Below are 15,905 nucleotides of genomic sequence, written 5' to 3' on the forward strand. Positions count from 1 at the left end.
CGGATGATATTTTTAAAATATATGCCCTGTATATTAGTTGATTGGAGTGGAGACTGGGCGACTCCTTGGGGATTAGCGATAGAGGAACGAAGGCTAAGAGCATCACGTCCTGTGATAACGCCTTCGTGACCTACATCGTGTAGGCCCGAGACTCTGGAGCGAGCAACGCGAGTGAAGCGGCTCATCGGACGCCCCCAGGAAGCTCTGCTCTGCGCGAAAGCGAAGCGTCAGCGGCAAATGTTTTATCTGTGCGAAAGCGAAGCGTCAGCGGCAAATGTTTTATCTGTGCGAAAGCGAAGCGACAGCAAATGTTTTATCTGTGCGAAAGCGTAGCGACAGCAACAACAAAGCGCCCAGTCGGAACGGAAATCAACCACACGTTATGATGATGAGCCAAAATAACCGCAAGTTTTAATTAAGAACCCAAAAACATTCTTTCGAGAGGATTTAAAACAATGACACTCTCATTCCATATTTAATCTAATTGCAACGTAGCATTGCGGACTTGATACTATTGGTTTCGTTTGCAACAGCAGTAAATTTGGTATGGTGATGATATCAAATATAAAAAGGAATGATAAAAATGAAAATTAGCAAATCGATTTTAGATTATCGTAAAAGTAATAATTTAAGCCAAGAACAATTGGCAAATAAAATCGGTGTGACTAGACAGGCCATTTCAAAATGGGAACAAGAAAAAGGTGCTCCAGATATTGAAAATTTAATTTTGTTAAGCGATGAAATGAATATTAGTTTAGATAATTTGATTAAAGGTAACAGCCCTATAAAAAAGCAAATCGCGAATAATGAAAAAGCAGTAAAGTTTCATTTTCTAGTAATTTTATTTTTAGTTGCTATTGTAATTTATATAGCTTATTTTGCACTTGTACACGAAATTTTTATGATTGGATTTTTAATTGCAACGCTCTTTATGCTAGGTATTGAACTTTATGTTTACATGAGGAAACATTCGAATTAGTTACGTCAAAATCCCAAGGAAAAGAGGCCTATCTGCTTTTCCTTGGGATTCAACATGCATGCCAATACATATGGACATCAAGAATATTCCCCATACATGACTATATATTATTTAGGATTAAATAAATTTTTTTCTAAACACACTACTTCGTCAGACATTTTAAAAATAATATCAAATTGCTGACTATACGAATGCATAAACAATTCATATTGAATCCGACGTTCTTCATGGGACTGCTTTAAATAATTGATATCGGTTCCTCTTTCAAGTACATCACGACCCGACCTCCTTACAAATTCCGTCTCACTATCTGTATAAAAATAAATTTTTAAGTCAAATAATTTGGGATTAATAAATGCTACACTCATTCCCTCTACAATTGTTACTTTAGTTTTTGAAGAAATTAACGCACTTTTCATATAATGCGTATCTATTGTCAATAAATCTAGACCTTCTCGAACCATCTGAATATCTCTTTCTAAAGAAGGCAAATGATGGGCTGCTGGATGACAAGCCGTCATTTTAAAACAATGGTTTTCATTTTGATATGTATAGTCGATAATTGTTTGCTTACGTATATCTGAACTAACAATATACGGATCTGTATTCATATAATTCACTTCATTTTGATTTAGACAATTAACAAGTTTATTGGCAAACGTTGTTTTTCCTGCAGCTCCATGCCCAGAGATACCAATAATAATCCTTTTATCATTTAATTTTATCCAATTCAGTATTTCTTGTAGTATCTTCTCCATCTTCCTTCTCCTTTTACCAACAATCACAAAATAGATGGTATGAAATTCGATTCATACCACCTCATTAATTCGCAATTTTTTATTAGCTCCTGTTGCCGCCCTAACAAACGCAGGAAAACGTAGCTACAGAAGCGATCTTCTTGCTATATCGGGAGGCGAATTTAAGCAAAACAAACTTTTATCATTTCCATACACGTTCTATTGTTATTTCATTATGCTTAGTACTTAATTGAAAAATATCTGGATTACTTAAATTTCTCCAAACTTGAAAATCGACATCATTATTATAATGCTTCAATAGTAAAGTAATTATATTTCCATGACTAACAATAATGGAATGCTCGGCATCACTTCGGAAAGTTTCCTCCACTACGTGAACGATCCGTTTCATTGCTTCATTACTTGACTCTCCACCGTCAAACTTTAACTCCGTATCGGTAAAAGTTGCTTGAAGTTTTTCATACCAATCGGGTAAATCTCTACTGCTTAAAATGCGTTCTGAAAGCCGTTCATCGATCTCAATATTTATATTTTCCCTATTACTCAGCGGCTCTATAGTTTGAATTGCACGTAAAAAGGGACTGGCAATGATCCGATCAATTTTTATGTCAGCGAAAAAATCAGCTAAATCTTCTGCCTGATGAAAGCCATCTTCTGTTAAAGAAGCAGCCGACGATTGTCCTTGAGCTTCGCAATGTCTAATTACATAAATATGCTTCACCATATAAACCTCCTAGAGAAAATATGGAGAACCGACATCATTGTTATTAATCACAATATCTGCATTGTCTTGAGGGTTATGTTCCTTTAAATATAAACTTGATGCAGCATGATACCGGTTAATGAACATAGCCTCTGCACTTTCATAGCTTCCGAATGCAATCGCCTCCCGTTTTGCTCAGCAGTTCATTGGCAAAAGTTGTTTTCCCTGAAGCTGTTACTAATTGCTACTCTTATTGGATGGTGAAGTTGTAAATCTATAAACGTGTTGGCTACTTCTGAAATCAGTTCTCGTCTTAACATCTCTCATTGACCTCATAGATTTTTAGATTTTAATTTACAATTATTATACCTTCTTTACTAATTAGTTCCAATTTATTTAATGCGTCACCAATCTTACCTTTCTTTAATTGCTCCGTATGTTCTTCTTTCTGATAACCTTCTAAATCCACGCTTATGTCGGATGATTCACTATTCGCCATAAGCTCTAATGATTTGGGTGCCTCTTTGTAGGATATTGTAATATCTCCCGAAGCAGTCTCTACAAATAATGCTTTTCCTTCGATGATTTCTTTCATAAAAACTTCACCGCTAGTCGAAGTAATTTTCGTTTTCGGACTGTTGACTCTAGTCATATAGCTGTCACCATTTGTAGAGGCAATCGTTAATTCATTCACGGTACTATCCATCATTTTCAATTCTCCATCCTTCGATGTAATTTCACCTTTATCAGCAGATAGTCCCTTAATGCTTTTAGAGCCAGAATCCGTTGAAATCGACAGTTCTTCTGTTTCAATGTTGTTCATTTTAACATCACCATAGCTGTTTTTTATTGCAATCTTATTCACCGCATTTTTAGGAACAGAAATGTGAATAGTACCCTTTTTTCCAAAGCTAATGTTTTTCATAACCCCTCCTTCAGTGTCTTGTTGATATACTACAACTTTATTTCCGTCTTTCTTAATTTCAACAGGGTTGTTTTCCTGTTTTTCTTGTAGCTTACCTTCAACTTCAATTGTTATTTTTTCAGAATCTGTATTTTCTAATGCTATATCCCAAGACTCACCGTTTATTTCAAGTTCCTCAATTTGCTGAACATCAAAGGACTGTTCTTCGTTAATACCCTTTTCACCATTTGTTTTAAGGGTGAATATAATTCCTCCTATTGCAATTACAAATATCAAAACTATGATCGCTTTTTTCACTTTACATCCTCATTTCTCATATCAATTACGCCTCGGTACAAACAATATTTGCTGAAAAAATTTACGTTAAGTCTACTTTGTCGACTTTATAATAAGAGAGATAACCAATAATAAGCCCTAATAGACACATGATGATTGGGACACCGACAAATTGGAATAAACTAGCCGATGAATCCCCATTTGAAACTGTTGCATTAATAACAAATCCAATTAAGACCGCTGACGTAATTGTCGAAGCTGTTGATTTTCTTCGCATACCAAAGTACAAAGGAATTAAACTTACCCCGGCCATCATAAAAGCATTAACAAAAGTAGATGGGATTGTAGCTACCATCTCCTGAATCTCTACAGGCGTATCAAACAGGTTCATCATTGGATTTAAGAAATAAACAGCAATATTAATCATAAAAGTTGCAACGATAATACTAAAGAAACAAAATCCGAAAACTAGCGACAGCTTAGCAAGAATTATTTTTTTCCTTTTTAATGGATACGTAAATAATAATTGGACCGTCTTATTTTTATATTCGTCAATGACTAAACGCGATAAAATTACACTCGAAAAAATAATAAACACAATTCGAATTAAAATATTTGTTAAAGACATAAAATCTGTATAATCCCGAAACACCTGTTCATCTCCGGAACCCAAGGCCATAAGCACAACCGCCGCCAAAATTCCAACAATAGAAATGATTAATCCTTTAAAATAGCCAGCTATACAATTCTTTTTCCATTCAAGCCTTAATAGTTTAAGCAATTTGATTCCCTCCATTAATAAGATTTAAGAAATACTCTTCTAAATGCTGTTGCTGTTTTTCAATTCCATTGACAACAATGTCATTTAAAATAAGCTCTTTATTAATTTGAGATTGAGAAATATCATGTTCAAAAATTCGAATACAATGCTGATGGACAATTTCATATTTTCGAATTCCTAACTTGTTCTCTAGCACATGAATCGTTTTTTTCAAATCGTCTATTTTAATTTCCAAGTACTCCATGTTTTCTTTTCGAATATCCTCCATTTTTACTTCCTTTAATAATTTCCCATGATGAAGGATGCCGATTGTATCTGCTATTGATTCAACTTCTGACACGATATGACTTGATATTAAAATAGTGATTCCATGCTCTTCTTTTAACAGCATTAAAAGCTCGCGGATATCTTTAATACCTATAGGATCAAGACCATTTATCGGCTCATCCAGAATTAGAATCTCTGGTTTCGTAACAATTGCCCGTGCGATGCCTAATCTTTGCTTCATCCCTAGCGAAAATTCATGTATTTTTTTATGTTCCACTCCATCTAGACCTACAATAGCTAGTGCCTCTTGTATAGCCCCTTTTTCATAAATACCAACATACTCGCAGTGAAGCTCTAAATTCTCCTTCGCTGTTAGCCTTTCATAAAATTCCGGATACTCGATAATGCTGCCTATTTTGTTTAAATATTGATAGGAGGTCGTTGTGATTAGATTATTAAAAATTTTTATTTCACCTGAAGTTGGTTTTACTAAATTTAAAATCATCTTCATAATCGTCGTTTTCCCCGCTCCATTCGGACCTAAAAACCCATAAATCTCTCCCTTCTTAACGTTCATATTGACATTCGTGACCGTTTCAACTCCTTTAAAGCTCTTACTTAATTGTTGTATTTGAATAACAGTTTCCATGTTGTTTACTCCTTACCATTTTGAATTCGTTACATTTATCTTAATAAATGAAAGTAAAAACAAAGTAAACTCGATGGAAAATGACAGTAATTTTTGCAAGAGAGTAAGGATATAACAATCAGAAGCTGTTATGATGAAATTGAAATGAGGGATAAAAATGGAATCTACAGAAAAAATCTTAATCGTAGATGATGAGATTGGTATATTAAAATTATTAGAAATTACACTTAGAAAAGAAAACTTTACAAATATTGATACTGCATCGACAGGCAAAGACACATTACAGCTTGTCAAAACCAATATATACGATATTATTTTGCTCGATATCATGTTGCCAGATATAAGTGGCTTTGAGCTCTGTACGGAAATACGGAAACATACAAATACACCTATCATTTTTGTCAGTGCTCGCTCTACAGATTTTGATAAATTAACAGGACTAGGAATCGGTGGAGATGATTATATTACAAAACCTTTCAATCCGTTAGAGGTCATTGCTCGGATAAAGGTCATCCTTCGACGTCAAAAAATGTATGAGAATTCACAGCAACAGCAAAGTGTGAAGTTCGATTTCGGTTATTTTGCTCTTAATCCTGAATCTGCAACATTAATCGTTAATAATCAGATCGTCGAATGTACAGCTAAGGAGTTAGAGCTACTGCAGTTCTTTTGTAAAAATCCTAACCGTATTTTCACTACTACACAGCTCTATGAATTTGTTTGGGGAAATGACGTTTATGGTGAGGAGAAAACCGTTACGATCCATATTTCGAAGCTAAGGAAGAAGCTTGGAGATGATACGCGTAACCCTAAAATCATTGTAAACTTACGTGGAATCGGTTATAAATTTATTCGACCAAAAGAGGATTCACGATGCGAATAAGTACGCGATTTATGTTTCACCTCGCATTGGGGATAATTTTGTGGATATTTGCATCAGGTATTTGTATTTTGATTGGTGTAGAAGGAATCCTTCCACTTATCAATAAATCTGTCAATGAAGATTCTGAGAATATTATTGTACTATGGACTTTCGGGTTCAGCACTATAGCTTGTATCGGAGCATTTGGATGGTATTTTGGGGGTCCTCTTGGATTTATCATGACATGGATTCATCAGCTTTCACAAGAAAATTACGAAAAGCCGGAGGGATTCTCTAAAATCTATACTCGAAAAGGAAAGCTTCGTATGCGCTATCTTTTATATCAAGAGGTACTTCAACATTTACAAAGCTTATCTTTCAAATTACAAGCAGCGGAGATAGAACGAGAAAAAGTAGAGCAAGCTAAACAAGAATGGATTGCCGGTATTTCGCACGATTTAAAAACACCATTAACTTATGTTACCGGCTACTCTACTCTGTTATTAAACGAGCAATACGAATGGTCTCAAGGGGAAGCCCTATCCTTTATTCAAGAAATTGCAGATAAAGGCAAGCATATGGAGGAACTTATTCAAGATTTAAGTCTCGTTATTCAGTTAAATAGTGCGAATGGCTACTTACCTTTGCATAAAGAAAATCTGGATATAGTTGAATTTACTAAACGAATTGTTGCCAATATGAGCAATAACCCACAAGCTAATGACTATAGGCTTCATTTTGAGACGGATATTTCAATACTTAACGTTGAATTTGATGCCAAATTCATGCAACGGATATTGCAAAACATTCTTATGAATTCAATTATCCACAATCCACATAACACAGATATTTATACACAGATTTTTAATAGGTCAGAGCATGTAGAAATTCACATTGTGGATAACGGTGTGGGGATGTCCCAGCACATGTTAGATAAAATTTTCCAGCAATATTATCGCGGGACTACGACAGATGCGTCTTCTGAAGGTACTGGACTGGGCATGGCGATCGTTTATAAGCTTGTTCAAGCTCATAATGGTACCATTTCTATTGAAAGTGAGATTTCAAAAGGAACTACATTTAACATTACATTCCCTAAAAATAGAAGATCCACCTCTTAGAATTCTCAGAGGTGGGTTTGTTTAGTTTACACTAAAGATCCAGCTTCCTTGCCATTTGCCTAGTCGCTTTTGATAGTCTGTTTATTAGATAACAAAAGTGCACAAAGAACAATAAATATCCCTGTTATATGTTGCAATGATAATGATTCGTTTAAAATAAAATAACCCAACAGTACACCTACTACAGGAACAATGTAATTACTAAAGGAAGCAAATAATGCACCCTCTTTTTGAATTAAAAGATTATATAGCATGTATACAATCCCTGCGTGAAAAATTCCTAAAATAACAATCGAAGCTGTTTGTAGGCCATTTATATCCAAAAGTAATGGCCTTTCAAAGATAAAGGCTAATGGTAACAATATGATAGTAGCAATCCATAATACATTTCGCATATGAACAACTGGCGAACCATCATCTAATTTTTCCATTAAAATTAATGATAGTGCAAAGCTAATTGCAGCCAATAGCAGGAGCACATTCCCTAACAATGTTCCTGAGCCGTTCATTGCTTGTGTCGGCCATGATAGAATGATCAATCCTAAAAAGCCCAATAAAATGCCGACAAATTGAAACTGACTTACGTTCTTTTTAAAGAAAATAACGTAAAGGACTAAAGTGATGATTGGTACCGTCGCTATAAGCATAGATGCAATACTGCTCGATACATACTTTTGACCTTGGGCAATAAGGATAAAGGGTAACACTACTTCAAAAAAAGCAATTCCAACATACAATTTAATGTCGGTCGAGCTATTTTCCCTTTTTAAAAATAGGCTAATACAGGTTAAACATAGAGCACCGATAATGGCTTTTAGCAAGGATAGAGTAACTGCTCCAACCTCACTCGTTACTAACGCTACGAAAAAAAATTGAGAACCCCAAATACAGCTTATTAAAAGTAAAAGAATATATTTTCTCATTGTGCTCCCCTCTTATGTCCAAAATAGTTAGTTCCAATCACGCCTATAATAATGACTATTCCACCAATCAAATGGTAGACATGAAATGTTTCCTGTAAGAAAATGACGCCCGCAAGTATTGTAATAAGCGTGGCAAAATTACTAAAAACACTCATTTTAGAAGCTTCCAATATCGATAAAGTATAATTTGATAAGTAGGAAGTAATAAGGGAAGATAGAATACCTAAATATAAAATAGCTATAACAAAATCGACATGCTCAAAAGGTTTGAAAAATTGAAGAAGCGTACCATTTATTAAGTGATTTCCAATTGCTAGTCCATTAAAAATTACAAAACCGCATAATGTCATCACATATGTTAATGTCATTAATGAATATTGTTTTGTAAGCTTTCTTGCTAAAACGTTATATAGAGATGCCGCGCATGCTGAAAGTAATATAAACCCACTCCCGATTAAATTTTCTGAGCTAGCATTTCCATTGTTCATAAAAAGCATATAGATAACGCCAAATACTGATAAACTAATGAATGTAAGCTGTTCACGTGTAGCTTTTTCCTTTAAAATCACACTTGCAAGTACTAACGTAAAAATAGGAATTGCCGCTTGAATAATTCCAGCCTCTGTAGAGGAAATTCTTGCGAGTCCAAGCACTTGAAAAGTGAAAAAAGCTATTGGATATAACAGTGCCAAAGGTAGAATTCGTGCTACATCCTGTTTATTAATTTTCAACTTATTCTGTGTAAAGACTATGAAAATAACGATACCAATTAGTGCGATAGTAAACCGATGTGCAAGTGTATCTATTGGGCTTGCTACTGTCAATGTAACTTTAACAAACATAAATGAAAACCCAATAACGAAAGCATAAATAATCGCTGCCACATATGCCTTTCTTTTTGCTGTCATATGATATACTCCTTCTCTTCATTCCGGCCGGTAAAGATATCGTAATAAAATTTGAGGACTCGCACGATACAAAAAATACACATCTGTACCGATACAGATGTGTAGGAGGATGTATATGCTTAAGTATGAATTAATTTATTCTAAAATAATGAATCAAATACAAACGGGTGCCCTACAGGTTGGTGCAAAGCTTCCCTCTATCCGTACTTTATCTCAAGAATTTTCTTGTAGTAAAAGCACCATTTTGAAGGCCTTAGAAAAGCTAGTAGGTCAGCATCTTATATATGCCTTACCCAAAAGTGGTTACTATGTTGTGGACAATCAACTTCCGTATAAGCCACAAGTATACAATTGTATAGATTTTGCCACATCATCACCTAATTGGCATTCGTTCCCATATAAGGATTTCCAGCATTGTATCAATAAAGCCATTGATACATATCAAGCAGACTTATTTCGATATGGTACACCAAAAGGTTTGCCTTCACTAATTATAGAAGTAAAAAAATTGTTAGAAACGTATCAAATATTCACAAAGGAAGATAATATCTTTATCACTTCTGGTGTCCAGCAGTCTCTCTCATTGTTAAGTGTTATGCCCTTTCCTAATAATCGGACAACCATTCTAGTAGAACAGCCTAGCTACCATCTATATATGGATTATTTAAAAACATATAAAATACCAGTAATGGGCATCAAGAGAACTTTAGATGGCATAGATTTAGAAGAATTAGAGATTATGTTTAAAAAGCATGACATTAAGTTTTTTTATACAATGCCACGACTGCACAATCCTCTAGGTACTTCCTTTAGTAAAAAAGAGAAGGATGATATTCGTAAGCTCGCCTATAAGTACAATGTTTTTATCGTTGAAGATGATTATTTAGCGGATTTCGATCTAAATACAAAAAATGATCCACTATTTACAGATGATACTGAAGAGCAGGTTATATATTTAAAAAGCTTCTCTAAAATTATGTTTCCAGGCTTGCGCATTGGAATTGCTATTTTACCAAATACACTCATCGATGTTTTTCAGAAGCATAAAAATACAACTGATATCGATAGCTCTATGATTTCACAGGCTGCGCTAGAGCTATATTTAAAAAGCGGTATGTTTGAGCGTTACCAAAAGAAAGTTAGCGAAGCATATACTATACGTGCCAAGATGCTTCAGCAATCCATCAAAACTTATTTGCCCCAATATAAAGCTTCTTCCGAAATTTGTATGCACAGTCATATCGTATTGCCTAGGGAAGTCAATACCAATATGCTTATACAGCATTTAACACAGCAGGACATTTATTTAGATACAATTGATCGTAATTATTTAGATGGATCCTATCGTGAACGAATTTTAAAGCTAAATGTTTCGAATGTTGATGACAAAAAAATCGAGCTAGGTATAAAGGAAATTGCTCACTCCCTCAGCAGTCCTAACAACTACTTTTAATGGATCAGGATTCATTAAAAATCATTCATGAAAATAATTTGCATGTCATATATTTAGACATCATAAATAGGTTCAATAAGGAGGGTTCCATGCAATCTGAAAAATTGCGACTAAGAAAGATTCAACATCTAGCCTATGAAATTACGGATGAAATGAACAGAGGGAAAGAACTTACTCAGTTAGACACATTGATTCCTGTTATTGATAATTTATCGCGTGCAATTGGTGATCTAACTGATTCATTTGGAAAGTATTCTTTAGACAATGTAGAGGAAAGAGTAAAAAATGCTCATTCATTATTGTTTAACAAGGACAGCGTAAATATGTACTAATCGAACGTCGTTGGGAAAAGGGTAATCATAAAAATGATTACCCTTCCTACAATTAATGCGTATCAGGTTCAAATGTTTTGCAGTCGGTTTCTTCACTATTAGATGCCTGCTGTCCCTTTTGACTTACAACATAAATTTTTTCTGCAGTACATTTGTTTCCAGAATCCCAAAATGTACAGTTATTGACTTCACAGAGAATTTCTTGTGCCATCTTTTTCACACCTCCTCTTTTGTTATCATTAACAAAATCGAGGTGTTCAATACTTATGAATAGAAGGTTAATCCGCAAATAGGTTCTATTGTAATTAACGGAAGAACACCAATTCTGGCTATTTTCTAGTATCAAAGCCTGCGAATACCTAACCCCATAACCATTTGTGGACACTTTTTCCTTACGCTCTTTTCTTTCTTCTATATATATTTAAAAATGAATACTTGTAGAAGAAAAATAAAAGTCAACTTCATTTACAGGTTATTGGACTTACGGTCAACATTATTCAACTTTTCAGCTATTTCCTTTAACAACATATTACTTTCACGTTGAAGTTTAATCAAAGTCATCGCAAACCATATAACAAAAATGATAGGTAGAATATTAAAAGTTATAGGTATTATTGAAAAGAATCCGCTCATATGTCCCGTTCCTCCTGTACTTTTCTAGTTATGTTAGTACCATATCATTAGCTATAAAAGTTGCAAAATCACTTTTTTCTGTGAATTCCACAATTTTTGATAAAAATTATATTTATCTTCAAAAAGCTTCATTCTAATTATGCTATGATTACTTTATCCACAAGTGATGACATTTGGTTCATATACAAAAATACTATTACCTATTTGGAGGTAATAGCATTTTTATGTTACAGGATACGTTGTTATTCAATAACTTCTGTTGGTGTTGCCTCTTGAACAAGAATAATGCCATCATAAGCTTCTTGAGGTGTCATTTTAATTGTATAAAGCATCTGTGTGTACTTGTACCAAAAGCTAAAGTCATCACCGATATTCCCCATTCTCTGCTTCTTAGCCAAAATTTCTGCTAACTTGTCAGATTCACTCGCTTTTTCAAAATCTACATAGAAAATATTTTCCTTAACTTCGCTGAAAGCATCGATTAATGCATTATGATGCTTAACTGTATAAGTTTTTCTTTCACCAGATCCATTTTGTGCCTGAAACGTATTGTTAACAAAGTCAGTCCCAATGGCAAAGTACGCATCTTTATACTCTTCGTCTAAGTATTGGCCCATAGATGTGTATCCTGCCATATTTGCAGAAGTTTTCTCTATATGTCCATTATGAGCAGACATTAATACTTTATCATGACCTTGAGCCGCTTCAAATTCAACAATCCATTGTAAATTGTTAGCTAAATATTTATCACGAAGATTCATATAATCACTGTCATTTAAAAATAATTGCGTGCGCTGTTTCATGATTTGTGCATATTGGGCAGCAAATAAATAGGCTTCTTTCGATGATTGCTTTATATAATCTTCTTTATTTGTTTGCAAATCCTTTATAATTGCATCAATATTTCCGTCTAGTTCTTTTAGTTGATCATTCTTTAAATCGCGCATTGTCTTATTTGAAACGTGTTGTAACTGGGCTGCATATTCCTTTGCTTTGTCCTGATCAACTGCTTCATAATAATCCAATAACCCTTTTTTACTAAAATCATAGCGTTGCATATCGTTACCGTAAAAATAAATTTTATCTTTCTCATCGGCAGTCATGTTATAATCATGCATCCATTGAACAAAATCAATCATTTGCTCCGTTTTATAGATACCATAATCCAAAGCTTTTACCGCTTCCTCAGCTGTGCCAGTACCATTTAAAATAAACTGATTGATTTGCTGAGCGCCACCAAAATCGCCTTCTAATACAAAAACACGAACATTTTCATTTTTAATTAAAGCCTGAAAAACATCCTTCTTTAATGTTTGAAATTCAACATTTCCATGTGTCGCTTCGCCGAAACCAATTACTTTCACATCATTCGGAATATCGATATCCTCAACCGTAGCTGTATATTTTGCAGCATCTTTAACGGCTTCTCCCTTTCCGCAGCCCGCTAAAGCTAATAAAAGAAATAATGCTGAAATTAATAAAAAGCTCCTTTTAACAAATACCATTTTAAAAAATCTCCCTTAATCTATTAAATACCCGTACTCGCCCAATTGGTGAAGGCTGATCATCAGTGGAGATGAAGAAAACCCCCACTGATTAAAATTTCACTTTATACAGCTTTTCGTTGGAAGTATAAATATCCTCCAAGGAAAAACAGTAAGAACCCTCCGCCTACAACTGTTAATAATTGATCCCAAGGCACAAAGAATACCTCACCTGTATCGCCACCAACATTCATCATCAAGAAGGGCTGACCCCATGGATAGTAAGGTCCAAAACGTTCGGAATTGACTGCTAAGATAGAAGGTAAAGTAAAAATGACGTTTACTGCAAATGGAGCAGCAAAGCTTTTAAACATAACCGACGTCCACAGCTGCAACGCGACTAATGGCAATGTTGCTACCCATCCTCCAACAATACTTTTCCATACAATCTCCATTGGGAAAGGATCTGTGTAGCCTTTTATCAGACCTACTGCATATATAGAGCATAAATATAGTACCTGCATCGCCAACACAAGAAGCATAATTAATACATACTTTGCAACAAATACTTTCCCTCTTGTAACAGGTAATGCTAAAAGTTGTTTCCAGCCACCAGATTGATGTTCATATCTACAAATAACACTCGCAAATACGCCTGAAATTAAAGGCAGGAATAATAATGCATATGTTAAATTCATAGAAATTAAAGAGACGTACCATTCATTAATTTCAGAACCTATTAAACCATTCATAGTGTTTGATGCTAACCCTATAAAAAGTCCGATTATAGGTCCTGCCAAAATTAATGGCACCATTTTAGATTTTCGCAATTTAAACCATTCAGCGCTCAGTATAGATCCCATTACTTTACATCCCTTCTAGCAAAATCGATCGTTCCGATAATATACAGTACAATACCAATGCCTATTCCAAGCATGACATTAATAATCGGCTCATCCCATTGATTCATTAACGATGGCCATTTCCAAATCATCCAATCAGGTAAAAAATATGATGAGTAGGCAAAAATCACGCCAAAAATACCTACTGTTATTGGTATCCCCTGATTATGACAGACGCTTGCAATCCAAAGCTGAAGTGCTAATATTGGTAGCGCTGCAAAATATGGATAATAACTAAATTTAGCAAGTTCCCCAAATGGTATGCTATCACCTAAATCTAAAAACACTCCATAAGCCATCGTAACTAACATTAACAACGTGGAAGACAAAAACAATAAAATGGCTAGCACTGTGAATTTCGATAAATACACCGTTAATTTTGAAACAGGTAATGCAATTAATTGCTTCCAAGCATTTGTTTCGTTTTCAATGCTCGCCATAAATGAAGTTAAAATAGCAATCCCTAAAACAATAGCAAGCGGTGTAAATGAATGAACATTTAATAAATAGTAGCCCCAATCGTCCTCACTTTGTTGTAGCAAATAGTCCTTCCTTATGCCGTAATTCACCATTTGCAGTGCAACAACACCTATGGGTCCTAAAGCTGTTAAAAACCATAATCCTTTGCGTTTAATTTTCAAAAAGTCAGAAGTTAACAGTTTTCCTATCATAGCGCTGACTCTCCTGATGTCATTTGAAGGAAAATCTCTTCTAATGATCGTTTCTCTTCCTCTACTCGGTAAACCGAAATGCCTTCTTGTACGAGGATTTGTACAATATGTGCTACTTTTTCATCTGAGCATTCATCTAATAAAATCAGGTCATCCTTATGTTCTGCCTTAATGCCATTTGCTACTAGTGAACGCCAGCCCTTTTCACCATTGCTCACCTTAATTAATACCTTTGGCTGAGCAAATCTACGCATTGCTTCAATTGAATCTTGGAAAATCATTTTTCCCTTCGTAACGATCCCCACTTGTGTAGCCATTTGATCGATTTCCGATAGTAAATGACTTGAAATAATAACCGTCATTCCATATTCTGAAGGCAATCGTTTAATCAAATTACGGATTTCGATAATACCTGATGGATCAAGACCATTCGTTGGTTCATCTAAAATAAGTAATTCAGGATTGTGTAACAAGGACGCTGCAATACCTAAACGTTGCTTCATCCCAAGTGAAAAGCCCTTTACTTTTTTATTGGCAACATCCTTCAAACGAACAATTTCTAATACTTCATCGATGCGTGATTTCGGTACACCTAAAATTTTTCTTAACGCTTCTAAATTTTCATAGGCTGTTAAATGTGGATAATAAGAAGGATTCTCTACTAATGAACCGACCTTTGCTAAAATATTAATTCGTTCCTTCGTTAAATCTTTTTGGAAGATTTTAATTGTCCCTGAAGATGGCTTCATTAACCCAAGAAGCATACGAATAGTCGTCGTTTTTCCCGCTCCATTCGGTCCTAAAAATCCATATATTTCACCTTTACGTATTTTCAAATTTATATTTGATACAGCTTGCTCTTTACCAAAACTTTTTGAAAGATTTTCTGTTTGTACAATATATTCCATTGTCCTCACCTCTGTCATTATCATAGTCAATGAAGGTTAAAAGCAGGTAAGGGTCTAGTTTAAATTTTGTTTAAAAAAGACACTTTATCATAACGTGGGTTGATTTCCGTTCCGGCTGGGTGCTTTCTTTGGGGTGTCCGATGAGCCGCTTGGGCCGACACGATGTTGGTCACGAAGGCGTTATCACAGGACGTGATGCTCTTAGCCTTCGTTCCTCTATCGCTGACCCCCGAGGAGTCACCTAGTCTCCACTCCAATCAACTTATTTACATGGCGTACGTTTTATTTTTTAACCCCAAATTTTAATGACGGGTCTAAAAAAGAAGTTTCTGTATAAAAGCAATACCAATCATCTTACTATTACAAAAGG

Annotated in this window: 19 protein-coding genes; 6 read left to right on the forward strand and 13 right to left on the reverse strand. The window is 34.8% G+C overall.

Features of this window, described 5'->3' with window-relative positions:
- Nucleotides 1-171 precede the first annotated feature (171 nt).
- A complete protein-coding gene (locus ACVWXS_RS02285) occupies nt 172-333 on the forward strand; it encodes a hypothetical protein (protein ID WP_456955744.1) in 162 nt (53 codons plus the stop codon).
- Between the two features lie 250 nt (nt 334-583).
- Nucleotides 584-979 carry a helix-turn-helix domain-containing protein gene (locus ACVWXS_RS02290; protein ID WP_456955746.1) on the forward strand — a complete coding sequence of 132 codons (396 nt, stop codon included), beginning with the start codon at nt 584-586 and terminating at the stop codon, nt 977-979.
- A gap of 107 nt (nt 980-1,086) precedes the next feature.
- On the opposite strand, the gene ACVWXS_RS02295 is transcribed toward ACVWXS_RS02290, so the two are convergent.
- The 5 genes from ACVWXS_RS02295 to ACVWXS_RS02315 form a co-directional block, all read right to left on the reverse strand.
- A complete protein-coding gene (locus ACVWXS_RS02295; protein WP_456955748.1) occupies nt 1,087-1,737 on the reverse strand; it encodes a uridine kinase family protein in 651 nt (216 codons plus the stop codon).
- A 181-nt stretch (nt 1,738-1,918) separates the two neighbouring features.
- The gene (locus ACVWXS_RS02300) at nt 1,919-2,458 is read right to left on the reverse strand and encodes a histidine phosphatase family protein (RefSeq protein ID WP_456955876.1); all 540 of its coding nucleotides are present in this window, start codon (nt 2,456-2,458) and stop codon (nt 1,919-1,921) included.
- Nucleotides 2,459-2,789: 331 nt separating this feature from the next.
- Nucleotides 2,790-3,662 carry a DUF4097 family beta strand repeat-containing protein gene (locus tag ACVWXS_RS02305; RefSeq protein ID WP_456955750.1) on the reverse strand — a complete coding sequence of 291 codons (873 nt, stop codon included), beginning with the start codon at nt 3,660-3,662 and terminating at the stop codon, nt 2,790-2,792.
- Nucleotides 3,663-3,723: 61 nt separating this feature from the next.
- On the reverse strand, nt 3,724-4,422 hold the full coding sequence (locus ACVWXS_RS02310) for an ABC transporter permease (RefSeq protein WP_456955752.1): 699 nt from the start codon (nt 4,420-4,422) through the stop codon (nt 3,724-3,726).
- Nucleotides 4,415-5,338 carry an ABC transporter ATP-binding protein gene (locus ACVWXS_RS02315; protein ID WP_456955754.1) on the reverse strand — a complete coding sequence of 308 codons (924 nt, stop codon included), beginning with the start codon at nt 5,336-5,338 and terminating at the stop codon, nt 4,415-4,417. Before ACVWXS_RS02315 ends, ACVWXS_RS02310 begins: the two co-directional genes overlap by 8 nt.
- A 157-nt stretch (nt 5,339-5,495) precedes the next feature.
- Between ACVWXS_RS02315 and ACVWXS_RS02320 the strand changes: the two genes are divergently transcribed.
- On the forward strand, nt 5,496-6,221 hold the full coding sequence (locus tag ACVWXS_RS02320) for a response regulator transcription factor (protein WP_456955756.1): 726 nt from the start codon (nt 5,496-5,498) through the stop codon (nt 6,219-6,221).
- Nucleotides 6,212-7,321 carry a sensor histidine kinase gene (locus ACVWXS_RS02325; RefSeq protein WP_456955758.1) on the forward strand — a complete coding sequence of 370 codons (1,110 nt, stop codon included), beginning with the start codon at nt 6,212-6,214 and terminating at the stop codon, nt 7,319-7,321. Before ACVWXS_RS02320 ends, ACVWXS_RS02325 begins: the two co-directional genes overlap by 10 nt.
- A 59-nt stretch (nt 7,322-7,380) precedes the next feature.
- Here ACVWXS_RS02325 and ACVWXS_RS02330 read toward each other — a convergent pair whose 3' ends face one another.
- Together ACVWXS_RS02330 and ACVWXS_RS02335 are read right to left on the reverse strand one after the other, a co-directional pair.
- Nucleotides 7,381-8,244 (reverse strand): DMT family transporter, encoded by an 864-nt coding sequence (locus tag ACVWXS_RS02330; protein WP_456955760.1) that lies wholly within the window; start codon nt 8,242-8,244, stop codon nt 7,381-7,383.
- Nucleotides 8,241-9,152, reverse strand: coding sequence for a DMT family transporter (locus tag ACVWXS_RS02335; RefSeq protein ID WP_456955762.1), 912 nt, complete (start codon nt 9,150-9,152; stop codon nt 8,241-8,243). Before ACVWXS_RS02335 ends, ACVWXS_RS02330 begins: the two co-directional genes overlap by 4 nt.
- A 115-nt stretch (nt 9,153-9,267) precedes the next feature.
- Between ACVWXS_RS02335 and ACVWXS_RS02340 the strand changes: the two genes are divergently transcribed.
- Together ACVWXS_RS02340 and ACVWXS_RS02345 are read left to right on the forward strand one after the other, a co-directional pair.
- Nucleotides 9,268-10,605, forward strand: a complete 1,338-nt coding sequence (locus tag ACVWXS_RS02340; RefSeq protein WP_456955764.1) for an aminotransferase-like domain-containing protein — start codon at nt 9,268-9,270, stop codon at nt 10,603-10,605.
- An 89-nt stretch (nt 10,606-10,694) separates the two neighbouring features.
- Nucleotides 10,695-10,937: a group-specific protein gene (locus ACVWXS_RS02345; protein WP_368638355.1), complete on the forward strand. Its 243-nt coding sequence runs from the start codon at nt 10,695-10,697 to the stop codon at nt 10,935-10,937.
- Nucleotides 10,938-10,989: 52 nt separating this feature from the next.
- Here ACVWXS_RS02345 and ACVWXS_RS02350 read toward each other — a convergent pair whose 3' ends face one another.
- The 6 genes from ACVWXS_RS02350 to ACVWXS_RS02375 all read right to left on the reverse strand — a co-directional run bounded on the left by ACVWXS_RS02350 (nt 10,990) and on the right by ACVWXS_RS02375 (nt 15,792).
- Complete coding sequence (locus ACVWXS_RS02350) at nt 10,990-11,148, reverse strand: DUF1540 domain-containing protein (protein WP_068985017.1); 159 nt, start codon at nt 11,146-11,148, stop codon at nt 10,990-10,992.
- A gap of 664 nt (nt 11,149-11,812) precedes the next feature.
- Complete coding sequence (locus tag ACVWXS_RS02355) at nt 11,813-13,075, reverse strand: erythromycin esterase family protein (protein WP_456955767.1); 1,263 nt, start codon at nt 13,073-13,075, stop codon at nt 11,813-11,815.
- A gap of 104 nt (nt 13,076-13,179) precedes the next feature.
- On the reverse strand, nt 13,180-13,917 hold the full coding sequence (locus tag ACVWXS_RS02360) for an ABC transporter permease (RefSeq protein WP_456955768.1): 738 nt from the start codon (nt 13,915-13,917) through the stop codon (nt 13,180-13,182).
- A complete protein-coding gene (locus ACVWXS_RS02365; protein ID WP_368638352.1) occupies nt 13,917-14,627 on the reverse strand; it encodes an ABC transporter permease in 711 nt (236 codons plus the stop codon). The genes ACVWXS_RS02360 and ACVWXS_RS02365 overlap by 1 nt, the downstream gene beginning before the upstream one ends.
- Nucleotides 14,624-15,535 carry an ABC transporter ATP-binding protein gene (locus ACVWXS_RS02370; protein ID WP_427520453.1) on the reverse strand — a complete coding sequence of 304 codons (912 nt, stop codon included), beginning with the start codon at nt 15,533-15,535 and terminating at the stop codon, nt 14,624-14,626. The genes ACVWXS_RS02365 and ACVWXS_RS02370 overlap by 4 nt, the downstream gene beginning before the upstream one ends.
- A gap of 59 nt (nt 15,536-15,594) precedes the next feature.
- Nucleotides 15,595-15,792, reverse strand: coding sequence for a hypothetical protein (locus ACVWXS_RS02375; protein ID WP_456955771.1), 198 nt, complete (start codon nt 15,790-15,792; stop codon nt 15,595-15,597).
- Between the last annotated feature and the right edge of the window lie 113 nt (nt 15,793-15,905).

It is taken from the genome of Lysinibacillus sp. TE18511 (genome assembly GCF_054062295.1).